Consider the following 15949-nt stretch of genomic DNA (forward strand, 5'->3'; position numbering starts at 1 on the left):
AGGCATTGTTCATTTAAGAATAGACAAAGAATAGACACATGAAGAAAATTATCACGGGAATGGCGTTGCTGTTGGTAACAACGCTGTCTGCATTCTCACAGACCAAAAACATTACGGTATCGGGCCGTGTCGTGGAGGACACCAAGGAGCCCGCGATACAAGCTACCGTGCAGTTGCTTTTGTTGCCAGACAGTGTCCAGGCATCGGGTACGGCTACTACGGCACAAGGTTATTTCACTCTTCCCAAAGTCAGTGCGGGTAAATACGTGCTAAAGGTTTCTTATATCGGGTTCAAGAGCCGGTACATCCCTTTACATCTTTATGCCACGACAACCGCCAAGAACGTGGGTACCCTGGCACTGGAAACGGATGCGGTGATGCTGGCCGAGGCTGTGGTTACGGCAGAAGCGCCGCAAGTGCAGGTGGTGGAAGATACATTGGTCTATAATTCCTCTGCTTATCGTACCCCCGAGGGAGCCATGCTCGAAGAGCTGGTGAAGAAGTTGCCCGGTGCGGAGATTGATGACGAGGGGAATGTGAAAATCAACGGTAAGGACTTGTCGAAGATTATGGTCGACGGGAAGGAGTTCTTTGGTGGAGACGTAAAGACCGGTTTGAAGAATCTGCCGGTAGATATGATAGAGAAGCTGAAAACCTACGACAAGAAGTCCGATTTGGCACGTATCACCGGTATTGACGACGGTGAGGAGGAGACGGTGCTCGACCTGACCGTAAAGAAAGGCATGAACCAGGGGTGGTTCGGTAATGCCGATGTGGCCGGAGGTACGGAAGACCGCTACATGGGACGTGTTATGCTGAACCGTCTTGTTGAAAATACTCAAGTTACTCTTATTGGCTCTGCCAATAACGTGAACGACCAAGGCTTTTCAGGCGGTGGCGGTCCTCCGCGCTGGCGCAGGAACAACGGACTTACTGCAACGAAAATGCTGGGTGTAAACTTCGCTACCCAGACCGATAAACTGGAACTGGGTGGTAGTGCACGCTACAACTATCAGGATGGGGACATTGCAAGCATTGGCTCTACCGAGGACTTTCTGCCGGACGGCAACTCTTACTCCAACTCGAACAGCAAGCAACGTAACAAAGCCAAGAATTTCAATGCCGATTTCCGTATGGAGTGGAAGCCGGATTCGATGACGAATATTATTTTCCGCCCCAACTTCTCGTATGGTAAAACGGACAATCTCTCCAATTCTGAGAACGGTACGTTCAATTCCGACCCTTACAGTCTGGTGAGCGACCCCAATAACTGGCTGAATCTGGAGAAGATTCTCAATCCGGACGATGACCCGTTGAGAAGTATCCGTATAAATGCCATCAATAGCGGTTCGCTGAGTGACAATAAGAGTGTGTCTACGGATGCAACCTTGCAGTTGAACAGAAAGCTGAATGACAAAGGACGCAATGTCACGTTCCGTGGAAGGTTCGGTTATACCAATACTGACAACAACCAGTATACGGAGTCGGAAACGCACTACTTCCAGTTGTTGAATGCTTTGGGAGGAGACTCCATCTTGGTACGTAACCAGTACATCACTACTCCTACCAAGAACTACAATTACAGTGCACAGCTGACTTACAGCGAACCGATAGCCCGTGCCACTTTCCTGCAATTCAGCTATCAGTTCCAGTACAAGTACAGTGAGAGTGACAAGACGACGTACGATTTGCAGGGCTTTCCGGATTGGGGATTGTCAACCCAGCTTCCCACGGGATATGAAGAGCATGCGGTGGACAGTCTGGGTAAGTATGCGGAATATCGCTACTACAACCACGATGCATCCGTGTCCTTGCGCTTTATCCGCGAGAAGTATCAGCTGAGCGCAGGTATGTCGTTTCAGCCGCAACATTCTGTGTTGTCCTATAAACGTGGCGACTATATGATTGATACCACCCGCAATGTGTTCAACTTCGCTCCGAACCTGGACTTGCGCCTCCGTTTCTCCAAAGTGAGCCAGCTGCGTATAACATACCGCGGGCGTAGCAGCCAACCGAGTATGGAGAATCTGTTGCCGATTGTGGACAACTCCAATCCGCAGAATGTGCGTATCGGTAATCCGGGCTTGAAGCCTTCCTTCACGCACAGCATGAGATTTTTCTATAATACGTATAATGCCGAAAAGCAACGCGGTATTATGTCGCACGTCAATTTCTCGGCAACGCAGAATAGCATCAGCAACAGCCGTGTGTACAATTCGGAAACCGGTGGATGGACTACAACTCCGAAGAATATCAACGGTAATTGGAATGCGTTCGGCTTGTTCGGCTTCAATACAGCGCTGCCCAATAAGAAGTACACCATCAGTTCTTTCTCCAATGCCAGATATCAGAACAATGTGGCTTATCTGACGTCCGGTAAGGGAGCAGATGCCGTGGAACGGAAGAATACGACCACCAACCTGACGCTGGGCGAACGTCTGAATGCCGCCTATCGTAACGACTGGTTTGAATTCGGCTTGAACGGAAGCATTTCCTATTCAATAGAGAAGGATAAACTGACGCCTGACAATAACCAGGAGCCCTATACCTTCTCCTACGGTGCCAATACGCAGATTTCCATGCCGTGGAACATGACGCTCTCTACCAACATTGCCAATCAGAGCCGTCGCGGATATACGGACAGTAGTATGAACCGTAATGAGCTTATCTGGAATGCGCAGTTGTCGCAGACTTTTCTGAAAGGAAATGCCACTGTCAGCTTCGAGATGTACGACATTCTGAAGAGGCAGAGCAACATCAGTCGTTCGCTGACTGCAAGCGGTCGCTCGGTGTACGAATATAACGGCGTGAACAGCTATTGCATGCTTCACTTCATCTATCGTCTGAATATTTTCGGCAGCAAGGCCGCACGCGACAAGATGCAGGGTCGACGTGGCTTCGGTGGTCCGGGCTTTGGTCCGGGGCATGGTCCTGGCCGTTTCGGAGGGCATAGGCCGTTCTAAAATCCTTTTCTGTATAAGGTTTGTAAAAGACACAGAGGCACAGAGCTTATTCTTTATATTATATAAGCTCTCTGTATCTCTGTGTCTTTGTGATTTTCCTTTTCTTTTTCTTTCATTTCATTTTTTGTACTTCATTTCTTTTTCCTACATTTGTTTCACACTTAATTGTCTGTGAACATGCTTGATTGGAACTTCATTGCCAGCCAGATTGCTACGATAGCCTTCGACATTGTTTATTTCGGTGCCATCATCGGAACGATTGTCGTCATTATCCTCGACAACCGCAATCCGGTGAAAACCATGGCATGGATACTGGTATTGATGTTCCTTCCTATCGTGGGGCTGGTGTTTTACTTCTTCTTCGGGCGTAGTCAGCGCCGTGTGCGCATGATAGGGAAGAAGAGTTACAGCCGCTTGTTGAAGAAACCTATGGCGGAATATCTGGCGCAGGATTCATGTACGCTTCCCATCAATTACAGCCGTCTCATATCTTTGTTCCGTAATACCAACCAGGCTTTCCCCTTCGATGGAAACCGGGTGGAAGTCTATACCCTGGGGCTCTCCATGCTGCAATCCCTGCTGCGCGAATTGGGGAAAGCAACGAAGCATATCCACATGGAATTCTATATCTTTGAGGACGATGCCATCGGGCGCTTGGTGCGTGATGTCCTGATGGAAAAGGCGCGTGCCGGGGTAGAGGTACGTGTGATTTATGATGATGTGGGTTGCTGGCATGTTCCCAACCGTTTTTTTGAAGAGATGCGCGAGGCCGGTATCGAGGTACGCAGCTTCCTGAAGGTACGTTTTCCGCTTTTTACCAGCAAGGTGAATTATCGTAATCATCGGAAAATAGTTGTCATTGACGGGCACATCGGCTTTGTGGGGGGGATGAATCTTGCCGAACGCTATATGCGCGGATTCTCATGGGGCATCTGGCGGGACACACATCTGCTGCTGGAGGGCAAGGCTGTTCACGGATTGCAGACCGCCTTCCTGCTCGATTGGTACTTTGTGGACCGTACACTGATTACGTCTACCCGCTATTTCCCGAAAATAGAAAACTACGGTACTTCCTTGGCACAGATTGTAACGAGTGAGCCCGTGGGCCCATGGAAAGACATTATGCAGGGCCTTGCCATATCTATTTCCAGCGCGAAGAAATACTTCTATATCCAGACTCCCTACTTCCTGCCAACCGAAGCCGTACTTGTTGCCATGCAGACAGCTGCCTTATCAGGTGTGGATGTGCGTCTGATGCTGCCCATGCGTGCTGATAATCGCTTGACACATCTGGGCTCCTGCTCTTATCTGGCAGATGTGCTCTATTCGGGAGTCAAGGTCTATTTCTATAAGAAGGGCTTCCTACACTCCAAACTGATGGTTTCGGATGATGAGTTGTCCACGGTAGGCTCCACGAATGTGGATTTTCGCAGTTTTGAACATAACTTTGAGGTGAATGCCTTCATCTATGACACAGAAACAGCGCTTCAGATGCGCGAAATCTTCCTCCAAGATCAGCGCGACTGCGTACAGGTATTCCTGAAGAACTGGGTGAAGCGCCCTTGGTATCGTAAGGCTGCAGAGAGTGTGGTGCGGCTGATGGCGCCGCTTTTGTAATTGTGATAATTATCAATTAAAGAACGTGAAGTTCACGCTACCGTACACCCTTCTCTCCACAAAGTGCGGATGTCCTTCGAAACTGTTTTTCTTCCCGTGTTCCAGAACGAAGAGGCCGTCTTCTTTCAGCAGGTTGTTTTCGAAGATAAGGTCGGGCAAAGTTTCCAGCCCGGCAAGTTCGTAGGGAGGATCGGCAAAGATAAAGTCGAATTGCTCCCGTCCGCTTTTGAGGTATTTGAATACGTCACCGCGTATGGGCAGGCACTTGTCCGTCTTTAATTCCTGCATAATCTTGCAGATGAAGGCATAGTGGTCGCGGTCTTTTTCCACGCTGATTACTTGGTCGCAGCCTCTGGACACAAGCTCGATGCTGATGCTGCCCGTACCGGCAAATAGGTCGAGGGCACGGATGCCGTCCTCAAAGTCCATGTAGTTGGAGAGTACATTGAACAGATTCTCTTTGGCAAAGTCTGTGGTGGGGCGTGCCTTGAAGGAGTGGGGCACGTCGAAACGTCGTCTTTTGTATATTCCACTGATTACTCGCATAGGGTTATGGCTTGCAGGTCAAGATTAGTGGCGGGATTCATGATGAATACCTGCCGGATGAATTTTCGCAGTTCGGGCAGTAGCAGCTCTTTGTCGTTCAGGTCACCGGTTAGGTGCAGCTCATCGCGCTCCTGCTCGAAGCCGAGTTGTTTCCATATATATAATAGGTAGTAGACACGGTCGGGTGTGCTTCTGCACTCAAAGGAATTGGCTAGAAGCAGGCGTCCGCGCTCGTAGCCGTATACGTCTACGGCATCTTTTCGCAAGTGTGCATACATTTTCCGGCTGTTGCCCAAGCGGCTCTTTGAAGAGAAGAACTCAATGAAGGGGCTGGCTTGGGAATAGAACTTGACACCGGGATACTGTTCGCGAAGGAAGGAACAGGCACTCTTATCCATGCCGAACAGTACGACAGTGTTGTTCTTATGCAGTATGTTGTATTGTACGGTTTCATTTTCCCGTTTAGGGTGGTTGTGATAGAAGATGATTTCCGTTTGTTCGTCTTCGAAGAACTCCAGGGGAATGAACGTGAAGCGTTTGTCTGCCATGAGCACATTGACACGGCGGAAGGGGCGTTTCAGCCACTCCAGCTCGCGGAAAGTCTGTTTCAGATTGGCAGTGAGGGAGAGGGACTCATCCACTTCACGGTCGTAGTAAGAAAACTCACCGTCGCCCAGAGGATTGAACACAGAAAAAGAAAATCCATCCGTGCTGAGACGGATGGATAATGTATACTGTTCCGATTTATTAAAATCAGTCGTTTCTATCATACGTTTGTCGGGGTGAGATTATTCCCAGTTACCGGCGTTGTTGTTAGCTGTTTCCAAGCTACCAATCATCAGACCGCAGTACTTGCCAAGTTTGGTTTGTACGTCCTTGATGTTAGCAATTTCCTGCTTATCCAGACCGTTCAAGTAAACTTCATACGGAGTCTTCACTTCGAGCAAACAGAAAGGAGCACCGGATTTGGCTGTATCGTTCTTGATGGCCATTTCGAATTGTGCACCGTTTCCGAAGGGAACATATCTCATTGAATCGGGGTTGAAACCTTTCGGGAAGATAGTGTCCAATACGGCTACCCACAAGGTATCACGTTTGAAGTTTTCCAATCCCCATTTCTTTACTTCATCATATTTGCCGGTCTTCTTGGCTTTATTGATGATGTTGATGGCTTTCTTTTCAGTCAGACCGTCTTCCAGCTGCTTATCGTTCAGTTCTCCTTGCTTGAAGATGAACGGAAGTTTCTGGTTTTTAACAAAGTCAATCAGAGAGTCGAAGCTTGCAGTATATTGCTGGTCATGTAAAGTACGATATTCCAATTGTGCTTTACGGATGTCAATCAGACGTGCAATGACAGCTGCATCTCTGTGCTTCTTTGCTTTTTCAAAGTTGATAGGACCCATAATGCTGGCGTAACAAATATAAATTAGCACCAAAGCACATAAGCCTAAAATGACATTAAATACTGTTTTCATGATAAATATGTTTTTTAGTTGTTATATTCGCACCGCAAAAATAAAAGAAATTAATTTAAAAACGATAGTTCCCTTTACTTTTTTCTGTTACAAAAATGATAAATAACTATTTAGAAAGGCAAATTAAGGAAAATTTTCCTTACCAACCAACTCCTGAGCAAGAAATTGCTGTAAAATCTTTATCGGAGTTCCTTCTATCACCTTGTAGCGAGGTGGTTTTTATGCTTCGTGGTTATGCGGGGACGGGTAAAACATCGTTGGTCGGTGCCTTGGTGCGGACGTTGGATAAGCTGCAACAGAAGTCGGTATTGCTGGCACCAACCGGGCGGGCGGCAAAAGTTTTTTCATCGTATGCGGGGCATCCGGCGTTTACAATTCATAAAAAAATCTATAGACAGCAATCTTTCTCCAACGAGCTGAGCAATTTTTCTGTGAACGATAATTTGACAACTCACACTCTCTATATAGTGGATGAGGCCTCGATGATTTCCAATGAGGGACTGTCCGGTTCCATGTTCGGCACGGGCAGGTTGCTGGACGACCTGGTGCAGTTTGTCTATTCCGGCCAGGGATGCCGTTTGCTGCTGATGGGCGATACGGCACAGCTGCCGCCAGTGGGGGAGGAGCAGAGTCCTGCCCTCTTTGCCGATGCCTTGAAAGGCTACGGGCTGGAAGTGGTGGAGGTGGACTTGACGCAGGTAGTGCGTCAGGAGCAGCAGTCGGGTATCTTGTGGAATGCCACCCGCCTGAGGCAGTTGATAGCGGAAGACGATTGTTACAGCCTGCCAAAGATAAAGGTTTCGGGGTTTGCCGATATTAAAGTTCTGCCCGGTAATGAGCTGATAGAGACGCTGAGCTCTTGCTACGACCGCGACGGGCTGGATGAAACCATCGTGGTGTGCCGTTCCAATAAGCGGGCGAACATCTACAACAAGGGCATCCGTGCGCAGATTCTCTGGCGTGAGGATGAATTGAACACCGGTGATTTGTTGATGGTGGCGAAAAATAACTACTTCTGGACGGAAAAAGAGAAGGAGATGGACTTCATTGCCAACGGTGAGACTGCCGTAGTGCGCCGCGTGCGCCGTACGCGGGAGCTGTATGGTTTCCGCTTTGCGGACGTGACGCTGGTCTTTCCTGACTATAACGACTTTGAACTGGAAGTGAACATGCTGCTCGATACGCTGCATACCGACTCGCCTGCGCTGCCTAAGGCAGAGAACGACCGGCTTTTCTATTCCGTCCTCGAAGACTATGCCGACATCACCGTGAAGCGTGAGCGGATGAAGAAGATGAAGGCAGACCCGTATTACAATGCTTTGCAGGTGAAGTATGCCTACGCCGTGACTTGCCACAAGGCGCAGGGCGGGCAGTGGAGGAATGTATTTCTGGACCAGGGCTATATGACGGACGAATATTTGACACCCGATTACTTTCGTTGGCTCTATACGGCTTTTACCCGTGCCACGGGAACGCTCTACTTGGTGAACTATCCGAAAGAACAAATCGTTTGAAAAAGAGAGGGGTACCGATGCAGTATTCCGGTATTTTTTGTATTTTTGTAGATAGAACAACTATAACAGAACAAGTATGAAGAAGCTATATTCTCTCTTTGCCTTGATAGCACTGCTGTTTACCGCTTCCGGTTGCGAGGACGATTACCGGAGCATGGTACTTTTCGAAGGCGTGGAGCCTATTTATCAGATTGGGACATGTGATAATCTGGTGTCTAATCTTTCTTATTATCTTTCTGAAACAAACGAAGATACAGTGCTGGGCATTGACGGTGGTGACGGTTCCTATAATGTGATTAACGAACATGAGTCGGTGGCTTCCGTGACTTTTACCGATGAGGTCAACGGTTATCAGCGTATCAAAATTCATCCGTTGGCAGAGGGAGAGACGATTGTGAAGGTGATGGATGGTTCCGGTGAGGAGACCCAACTGCGCATCACGGTGAAAGGTCGCAGGCAATATACGTTGACGAAGATGGGCTCCGAGTATGGTATCAGTAATGGTGCACTGACGGAACTGCTGAGTGATGTCTCTAAGGCGCTTGCCGAGCGTCCTTGGGTGAAGGATGGCGGGTATTATGTGCTGGTACCCGAAGATTTCTCCAATAGTATGTGGAAAGGTGTATTGGAAATCTATCCGACGGGGAAAGAGGAGGAACCGCTAATGGGAATATACGAGACAGTTCCAGTGGAAGATGAGAACGGAGATACATATGCACTGTGGCAGTTTACTTATAATGGAGAGAAGAGGCTCTTTACGCGGACGGTCTCGGGAAATGGTAAATGTGTACTTGCGGAAAATGTAACTCCTTTCTGTCCTTCCGGTTTGTTGCCCGAAGGTGCACTGGTGGTTTATCGCGAGATGTTTCTACTTCGGACGGAATGAGGTTTTAGTGAAAATCTTGTCAAGAGTAGATTTACGAAAGATTAACAGACGGGAGGCTTAGGCTTCCCGTTTTTGTTTCTGTTGTGCATCATCTGTCTGTTCTGTATGCATCATTCGTTTGCTTCGAATGTATTGTCTGTTTGTTCTGGACTAATCATCCGTTCCCTCCACTTCACTGTCCCAAACCTCAGGGCTTTTCACGGAAACCCCAGGGCTTTGGAGGGTAAATGCCAGCCATTTCACTTGCTAAGGTGTGGCATTTAGGATGGTAAGGTGTGGAGTTTGGGGAGCCGGCATGTGGCATTTCAAATGGAATACTGTGGAGGGTAAAAAGAAAAGGAGAAGCAATGCTCCTCCTTTCCCGGTAGTTTAATTTTTAAATATCTAAAAAATGACGTTACAAATATACAACATCGCAGAGGCGATGTCAAGTGTTTTGCCAATTATTTTCGATTATAATCCTGCCAATTCCAATACTTTGTCAATGGCAGCGTTCAGTCCATCAACATTCTTACCGCCGGCAGTTGCAAAGTGGGGCTGGCCACCGCCACCGCCTTGGATAAGTTTGGCGGCTTCTTTCACCAGGTTACCGGCTTTCAGTCCACCTGCCACAAGGTTGTCGCTCAGCATGACGGTCAGCATCGGCTTGCCTTCGGCTTCTGTTCCGGCCACGAAGAACAAGTTTTCCGTAATCTGGCCACGCAGCTGGAAGGCGATGTTCTTCACTGTTTCTGCCGGCAGCGGGGCACAGAACTTGATGACTTTAACGCCATTGACTTCCTGCACGTTCTTCAGCAGTCTTTCTTTCAGCTGTGCTTCTTTCTCTTTCATGAAGTCCTCTACCTGCTTCTTCAGTCCGGCGTTCTCGTCGATATACTTGCGGATGGTTCCGGCAAGGTCGGGTGCGTTGTTGAAGAGCGCCTTCAGGTCGTGCAGCGTGTCCTCGATGGTGTTCATCAATTCCTCCACGCGTGCACCCGTGTAGGCTTCGATACGGCGCACACCGGCAGCCACGGAGCTTTCGGAGATAATCTTCACCATACCGATGTTTCCGGTTGCAGCCACATGTGTACCACCACAGAACTCTACGGAAGAACCGAACTGGATAACGCGTACATGGTCGCCGTACTTTTCGCCGAACAGAGCGATGGCGCCCAGTTCTTTGGCTTCTTCGATAGGAATGTTGCGGTATTCCTTCAAAGGTATGTTGGCGCGAATCTTTGCATTAACGATGTGTTCCACCTTGCGGATTTCCTCGTCCGTCACCTTTTGGAAGTGTGAGAAGTCGAAACGCAGGGAGTCTGGTGTAACCAAAGAGCCCTTCTGCTCTACATGTTCGCCCAATACTTCGCGCAGTGCGGCATCCAGCAAGTGGGTGGCAGAGTGGTTGGCAGCACAAGCAGCACGTTTGTCGGTATCTACGCATGCCATCATCGGAGCTTCCAAATGTTGGGGCAGCTTCTTGGTGATGTGGATGGGCAAGTTGTTTTCCTTCTTGGTGTCTACTACTTCGATGGTTTCGAACTCGTTTACCAATACACCGGTATCGCCTACCTGACCGCCGCTTTCGGCGTAGAATGGAGTCTTGTCCAGTACAATCTGATATAAGGTCTGGTTCTTCTGCTTCACTTGGCGGTAGCGCAGAATGGATGTCTCGTATTCCGTATAGTCATATCCCACGAATTCAGTGGTACCTTCTTTCAGCGTAATCCAGTCACCGGTCTCTATGGCAGCGGCATTGCGGGCACGTTGTTTTTGCTGTTGCATTTCGGCGTCAAACTCCTTGATGTCGGCAGTCATGCCGTTTTCGCGGAGAATCAGCTCCGTCAAGTCAAGCGGGAAACCGAAGGTGTCATATAAAGTGAAGGCGTCCTTTCCGCTGATTTTGTTCTTGCCGGCGGCTTTGACGTCTGCCATGGTCTTTTCCAGCAGGCGGATACCCGTCTCCAAAGTGCGGAGGAAGGAATCTTCTTCTTCCTTGATAACTTTGGCAATCAGTTCCTTCTGTGCATTCAGTTCGGGATAAGCGGCACCCATGTTCTCGATGAGTACGGGGAGGAGCTTGTACATGAATGCCTGCTTCTGTCCGAGGAACGTGTAGCCGTAGCGAACGGCACGGCGGAGAATACGGCGGATGACATAACCTGCTTTGGCATTACTTGGAAGCTGTCCGTCGGTAATAGAGAAGGCGATGGTACGGATGTGGTCGGCAATCACACGCATGGCGATGTCCGACTTCTCATCGTCGCCGTACTTCTTGCCTGCTATGTCTCCGATGGCTTTCAGTATCGGTTGGAACACGTCGGTGTCGTAGTTGGAGGTCTTTCCTTGCAGTGTGCGCACCAGTCGCTCGAAGCCCATGCCGGTGTCGATAACCTTGGCGGGAAGTCCTTCCAGGCTGCCGTCTGCCTTGCGGTTGAACTGCATGAACACGAGGTTCCAGATTTCAATCACCTGCGGGTGGTCTTTGTTCACCAGCTGGCTGCCGGGTACTTTGGCCTTCTCTTCTTCCGAACGGGAGTCCACATGGATTTCCGAACACGGACCGCACGGTCCCGTATCGCCCATTTCCCAGAAGTTATCGTGTTTGTTGCCATTCAGAATGTGGTCTTTCGGCAAGAACTGCTCCCAGTAAAAAGCAGCTTCGTTGTCGCGTTCCAGTCCTTCTTCGGCGCTACCTTCGAATACGGTGGCGTAGAGGTCTTTGGGGTCGAGTTTCAATACATCCACCAGATACTCCCATGCCCAGGAGATGGCTTCTTTCTTGAAGTAGTCGCCGAACGACCAGTTGCCCAGCATCTCGAACATGGTGTGGTGGTAGGTATCGTGACCTACTTCCTCCAGGTCGTTGTGTTTTCCGCTTACGCGAAGGCATTTCTGCGAGTCAGCAACTCTTTTGTATTTCGCCGGGTGGTTGCCCAAAATGATATCTTTAAACTGGTTCATTCCCGCATTGGTGAACATCAACGTGGGGTCATCCTTAATCACCATCGGGGCCGAAGGCACTATCTGGTGACCTTTACTTTCGAAGAAACTCTTGAAAGAGTCTCTGATTTCGTTTGCAGTCAACATACTCTCTATTGATTTATCTGATTCTAGTTTGATTTATCTTCTTCTGTCGTTTTTTGTCCGTTTCTTACTACTAACTACTTGCTACTTAGTCTTAATATTCTTGAAAAAACTGTGCAAAGATAGCTTGTTTTTATTACTTTTGTCGCATTGACAAGCGAAATATTTCCTAAGATGCGCAAAGTTTACTACATTTATAATCCCCAGACGCAGACGTATGACCGTATTTATCCTACCGTGAGGCAGCGGGCGTTGAGCATTCTCCGCCGTTTGTTCATCGGTATGGGGCTGGGTGCGGGCAGTTTCATCGTATTGCTGCTTATCTTCGGTTCTCCGTCGGAGAAGGAGCTGCGGAAGGAGAACAGCAAACTGCAGGCGCAGTACAACGTGCTCTCCCGTCGGCTGGACGAGGCGATGGGAGTGCTGCAGGACATACAGCAGCGTGACGACAATCTGTACCGGGTGATTTTCATGGCCGACCCTATTCCTTCTGCCATCCGTCAGGCTGGATATGGCGGCACCAACCGCTATGAGCATCTGATGGATATGGCAAACTCTGACCTGGTTATCAATACCACCCAGAAGATGGACATGCTGACGAAGCAGCTCTATATTCAGTCATGCTCTTTCGATGACGTGGTGGAGATGTGCAAGAATCATGATGAAATGCTGCGTTGCATTCCTGCCATACAGCCTGTTTCGAACAAGGACCTCCGTAAGACTGCTTCCGGTTACGGTACGCGTATCGACCCCATTTATGGTACCAGCAAGTTCCATGAGGGTATGGACTTTTCGGCTCCTCAGGGTACAGACGTCTATGCCACGGGAGACGGTACTGTGGTGCAGATGGGCTGGCAATCGGGCTATGGCAATAGAATCGTGATAGATCACGGATTCGGTTACCAGACAGTATATGCACACTTGCGCGATTTCCGGACGAAGTTAGGCAAGAAAGTGGTACGTGGTGAGGTCATTGGCGGGGTAGGCAGTACGGGCAAGAGCACTGGTCCGCATTTGCACTACGAAGTACACGTCAAGGGAAAGGTTGTGAATCCCGTCAACTACTACTTTATGGACCTCAGTGCTGAGGATTATGACCGCATGATACAGATTGCTGCGAACAATGGTAAGGTGCTTGATTGACGGATGATTGATAAAGAAAGGATTACATCATGTTGAATACAGATAAGAATTTGAAGTTATATTACTCCATCAGTGAGGTGGCTGCCATGTTCGACGTCAACGAATCGCTGCTCCGTTTCTGGGAAAAGGAGTTTCCGCAACTCAATCCGAAGAAAGGAGGGCGGGGAATACGCCAGTACCGTAAGGAGGACATTGAGACAGTGAAACTTATCTATCATCTGGTGAAGGAGCGCGGGATGACCTTGCCCGGCGCCCGCCAACGGATAAAAGACAATAAGGAAGCTACGATACGTAACTTTGAAATCGTAGATCGCCTCAGAGCTATCCGCGAAGAACTGGTAGGCATGAAACTGGCATTGGATGAGTTTACCTACGAGGATGTGGAGAACTTGAAGGAAAATATCCAAGGACTGAAGTAGAATACCACTCCGTTTATTCCTCTACTCTCGTCACTTGTTTTATATTCTGTATCTGCTTCAGATTATTGCAGATAGTGCGCACGTCGTCCACATCGTGTACATAGAGCTGTATCTTTCCTTCGAAGATGCCATCGTTGGTTTCGATGGTCAGTTTACGGATATTCACGTTGAGCTGGCGGGAGATGACTTGGGTCACTTCGTTCAGCAATCCCATGCTGTCTATACCTTTTATATATATGGTGACGAGGAACGACAAATCCTTGTGAGTGTCCCATTCGGTGGCGATGATACGGTTTCCGTAGCTACTTTTAAGGCGGGTGGCAACGGGGCATTGGCGCTTGTGGATGACAACACGGTTCTGTTCGTCGATGTATCCCAGTACGTCGTCACCCGGAATGGGGTGGCAACAGTCAGCCATGATATAGTTCTTTGAGATGGTCTCTTCCGTCAGCTTCAGAATCTGCTTGGTGTTGATTTTCTCTTGCGGTGCTTTCTCTTCCGGTTGTTCTTTGGCATCCTTGTTGTCCTTGTTACCGAAGGAGAAGGTCAGGAACTTCTTCCAGTTGCTGTTCTGTTTTTCCTTGAACACATTCTTGTCGGCATCGCCCAGCACAACCCGCTTGTTACCAATGGCAACGAACAACTCGTCGCGGGTGTGGAAGCCGTGCAGCCTGGTCAGTTTGTCCAGAGCGGCATCATCCATACGTATATCCTCGTTTTTGAAGAATTCGTTCAGTATGGTTTCACCTTCTTTTTGATAGGCTTTTGCTTCTTTACGCAAGATGGCGGCAATCTTGGTACGGGCACGGGCGGTGGTGGCATATACTTCCCACTCCGGCTGCACGCGTTGCGATTTGGAGGTCAATATCTCTACCTGGTCACCGCTTTGCAGTTTGTGGCTTAGGGGGACCAATTTGTGGTTTACCTTGGCGCCGATGCAGTGGCTGCCGATGTCGGTATGCAAGGAGAAGGCAAAGTCCAGTGCCGTAGAGTTCTGCGGCATGGTCTTGAGGTCGCCTTTCGGGGTGAAGACGAAAATTTCCGACGCGAACAAGTTTAGTTTGATGGTATCGAGAAAGTCGATGGCGTCCGGTTGCGGGTCATCCAGAATTTCTTTGATGGTACGCAGCCATTTCTCCAGTTCGCCTTCATCTTCGCTGCCTCCGCCTTCTTTGTATTTCCAGTGGGCGGCAAAGCCTTGTTCGGCAACGTCATTCATACGCTCACTGCGGATTTGTACTTCAATCCATTGCCCGTTGTTACCCATAAGGGTGACGTGCAGGGCTTGGTAGCCGTTGGCTTTGGGATGGCTCACCCAGTCGCGCAGGCGGTCGGGGTGGGGCTTGTATATCTTGGATATGGAGACGTAGATGTCGAAGCAGTCGTTTAGCTCTTCCTCTATATTGCGAGGCTCGAAGATGATGCGGACAGCAAGCAGGTCATAGATTTCCTCGAAGGGGACATGTTTGGTCTGCATTTTGTTCCAGATGGAGTAGATGGACTTTACACGGGCAAGGATACGGTATTTCAGTCCCATTTTGTCCAGTTGCGCCCGTATCGGAGCGGTGAACTCATTGAATACCTTGTCGCGCTCTACAGCGGTGGCTTCCAGTTTCTCTTCTATCTCGTGGTACTCTTCCGGATGTTCGTACTTGAAGCTCAGGTTTTCCAGTTCTGTCTTGATTTTGTACAAGCCGAGGCGGTTGGCGAGAGGAGCATAGATGTAGAGTGTTTCGCCTGCAATCTTGAACTGTTTGTTGGGCAGCATGGAGCCGAGTGTACGCATGTTATGCAGACGGTCAGCTATCTTGATGAGGATAACCCGGATATCGTCGGACATAGTGAGCAGCAGCTTCTTGAAGTTCTCCGCCTGCGCCGAGGCACGGTCGCCGAAGATACCGCCGGAAATCTTTGTCAGCCCGTCTACAATCTGGGCGATTTTGGGACCGAAGATGTTTTCGATATCCTCTACGGTGTAGTCAGTGTCTTCCACCACATCGTGCAGCAATGCCGAGCATATGGAAGTAGACCCCAGTCCTATCTCATTACAGACAATCTTTGCCACAGCAATGGGGTGCATGATGTAGGGCTCGCCGGAACGACGCTTGATGCCCTTATGCGCCTGGTTGGCAAAGTTGAATGCTTTGGTTATTATTTCGACGCGCTTGCGGTGTTTGGTGGCCAAATAGTCGTTCAACAGTTCTTGGAATGCTTGTTCGATCATTTCCTCTTCGGCTTTTTCCTTTTCCTTCTGACTTATATTTTCTTCCATATACTGCTTTCTCCTTTCTTCACTTCACTTTTTGCAAAAATAAGC

At 49.0% G+C, this 15949-nt stretch carries 11 protein-coding genes; 6 read left to right on the forward strand and 5 right to left on the reverse strand.

Annotated elements, in window-relative coordinates:
• Positions 1 to 38 precede the first annotated feature (38 nt).
• Both DWY57_RS11495 and cls read left to right on the forward strand, forming a co-directional pair.
• Complete coding sequence (locus DWY57_RS11495; RefSeq protein ID WP_117599294.1) at positions 39 to 2963, forward strand: TonB-dependent receptor; 2925 nt, start codon at positions 39 to 41, stop codon at positions 2961 to 2963.
• Between the two features lie 177 nt (positions 2964 to 3140).
• Positions 3141 to 4580: a cardiolipin synthase gene (gene cls, locus DWY57_RS11500; protein WP_119961780.1), complete on the forward strand. Its 1440-nt coding sequence runs from the start codon at positions 3141 to 3143 to the stop codon at positions 4578 to 4580.
• Positions 4581 to 4592: 12 nt separating this feature from the next.
• On the opposite strand, the gene rsmD is transcribed toward cls, so the two are convergent.
• From rsmD to DWY57_RS11515, 3 genes are read right to left on the reverse strand one after another with little or no spacing between them, the layout of a single operon-like run.
• Positions 4593 to 5126, reverse strand: a complete 534-nt coding sequence (rsmD, locus tag DWY57_RS11505; protein WP_119961781.1) for a 16S rRNA (guanine(966)-N(2))-methyltransferase RsmD — start codon at positions 5124 to 5126, stop codon at positions 4593 to 4595.
• Positions 5117 to 5896: a DUF3822 family protein gene (locus tag DWY57_RS11510; protein ID WP_117588673.1), complete on the reverse strand. Its 780-nt coding sequence runs from the start codon at positions 5894 to 5896 to the stop codon at positions 5117 to 5119. The genes rsmD and DWY57_RS11510 overlap by 10 nt, the downstream gene beginning before the upstream one ends.
• A gap of 18 nt (positions 5897 to 5914) precedes the next feature.
• Positions 5915 to 6601 (reverse strand): hypothetical protein, encoded by a 687-nt coding sequence (locus DWY57_RS11515; RefSeq protein WP_117964889.1) that lies wholly within the window; start codon positions 6599 to 6601, stop codon positions 5915 to 5917.
• Between the two features lie 95 nt (positions 6602 to 6696).
• Here DWY57_RS11515 and DWY57_RS11520 point away from each other — a divergent pair, with 95 nt between their 5' ends.
• Positions 6697 to 8115 carry an AAA family ATPase gene (locus tag DWY57_RS11520; RefSeq protein ID WP_117588671.1) on the forward strand — a complete coding sequence of 473 codons (1419 nt, stop codon included), beginning with the start codon at positions 6697 to 6699 and terminating at the stop codon, positions 8113 to 8115.
• A 76-nt stretch (positions 8116 to 8191) separates the two neighbouring features.
• On the forward strand, positions 8192 to 9001 hold the full coding sequence (locus DWY57_RS11525) for a hypothetical protein (protein WP_117588670.1): 810 nt from the start codon (positions 8192 to 8194) through the stop codon (positions 8999 to 9001).
• A gap of 453 nt (positions 9002 to 9454) precedes the next feature.
• Here DWY57_RS11525 and alaS read toward each other — a convergent pair whose 3' ends face one another.
• Positions 9455 to 12073 (reverse strand): alanine--tRNA ligase, encoded by a 2619-nt coding sequence (gene alaS / locus DWY57_RS11530; RefSeq protein ID WP_119961782.1) that lies wholly within the window; start codon positions 12071 to 12073, stop codon positions 9455 to 9457.
• A 171-nt stretch (positions 12074 to 12244) separates the two neighbouring features.
• Between alaS and DWY57_RS11535 the strand changes: the two genes are divergently transcribed.
• Entirely contained in the window at positions 12245 to 13213 is a 969-nt protein-coding gene (locus tag DWY57_RS11535; protein WP_117588668.1) for a M23 family metallopeptidase, read from the forward strand.
• A 29-nt stretch (positions 13214 to 13242) separates the two neighbouring features.
• Positions 13243 to 13632: a MerR family transcriptional regulator gene (locus DWY57_RS11540; protein WP_117588667.1), complete on the forward strand. Its 390-nt coding sequence runs from the start codon at positions 13243 to 13245 to the stop codon at positions 13630 to 13632.
• Positions 13633 to 13645: 13 nt separating this feature from the next.
• On the opposite strand, the gene DWY57_RS11545 is transcribed toward DWY57_RS11540, so the two are convergent.
• Entirely contained in the window at positions 13646 to 15904 is a 2259-nt protein-coding gene (locus DWY57_RS11545; RefSeq protein ID WP_119961783.1) for a RelA/SpoT family protein, read from the reverse strand.
• Positions 15905 to 15949: the final 45 nt, after the last annotated feature.

It is taken from the genome of Bacteroides sp. AF25-5LB (assembly GCF_003602965.1).
Lineage (GTDB): Bacteria > Bacteroidota > Bacteroidia > Bacteroidales > Bacteroidaceae > Bacteroides > Bacteroides uniformis.

Excerpts from the sequence above, each read along its gene's own strand:
- DWY57_RS11495 (WP_117599294.1), top strand. The coding sequence starts at position 39 with ATGAAGAAAATTATCACGGGAATGGCGTTGCTGTTGGTAACAACGCTG.
- cls (WP_119961780.1), top strand. The coding sequence starts at position 3,141 with ATGCTTGATTGGAACTTCATTGCCAGCCAGATTGCTACGATAGCCTTC.
- rsmD (WP_119961781.1), bottom strand. The coding sequence starts at position 5,126 with ATGCGAGTAATCAGTGGAATATACAAAAGACGACGTTTCGACGTGCCC.
- DWY57_RS11510 (WP_117588673.1), bottom strand. The coding sequence starts at position 5,896 with ATGATAGAAACGACTGATTTTAATAAATCGGAACAGTATACATTATCC.
- DWY57_RS11515 (WP_117964889.1), bottom strand. The coding sequence starts at position 6,601 with ATGAAAACAGTATTTAATGTCATTTTAGGCTTATGTGCTTTGGTGCTA.
- DWY57_RS11520 (WP_117588671.1), top strand. The coding sequence starts at position 6,697 with ATGATAAATAACTATTTAGAAAGGCAAATTAAGGAAAATTTTCCTTAC.
- DWY57_RS11525 (WP_117588670.1), top strand. The coding sequence starts at position 8,192 with ATGAAGAAGCTATATTCTCTCTTTGCCTTGATAGCACTGCTGTTTACC.
- alaS (WP_119961782.1), bottom strand. The coding sequence starts at position 12,073 with ATGTTGACTGCAAACGAAATCAGAGACTCTTTCAAGAGTTTCTTCGAA.
- DWY57_RS11535 (WP_117588668.1), top strand. The coding sequence starts at position 12,245 with ATGCGCAAAGTTTACTACATTTATAATCCCCAGACGCAGACGTATGAC.
- DWY57_RS11540 (WP_117588667.1), top strand. The coding sequence starts at position 13,243 with ATGTTGAATACAGATAAGAATTTGAAGTTATATTACTCCATCAGTGAG.
- DWY57_RS11545 (WP_119961783.1), bottom strand. The coding sequence starts at position 15,904 with ATGGAAGAAAATATAAGTCAGAAGGAAAAGGAAAAAGCCGAAGAGGAA.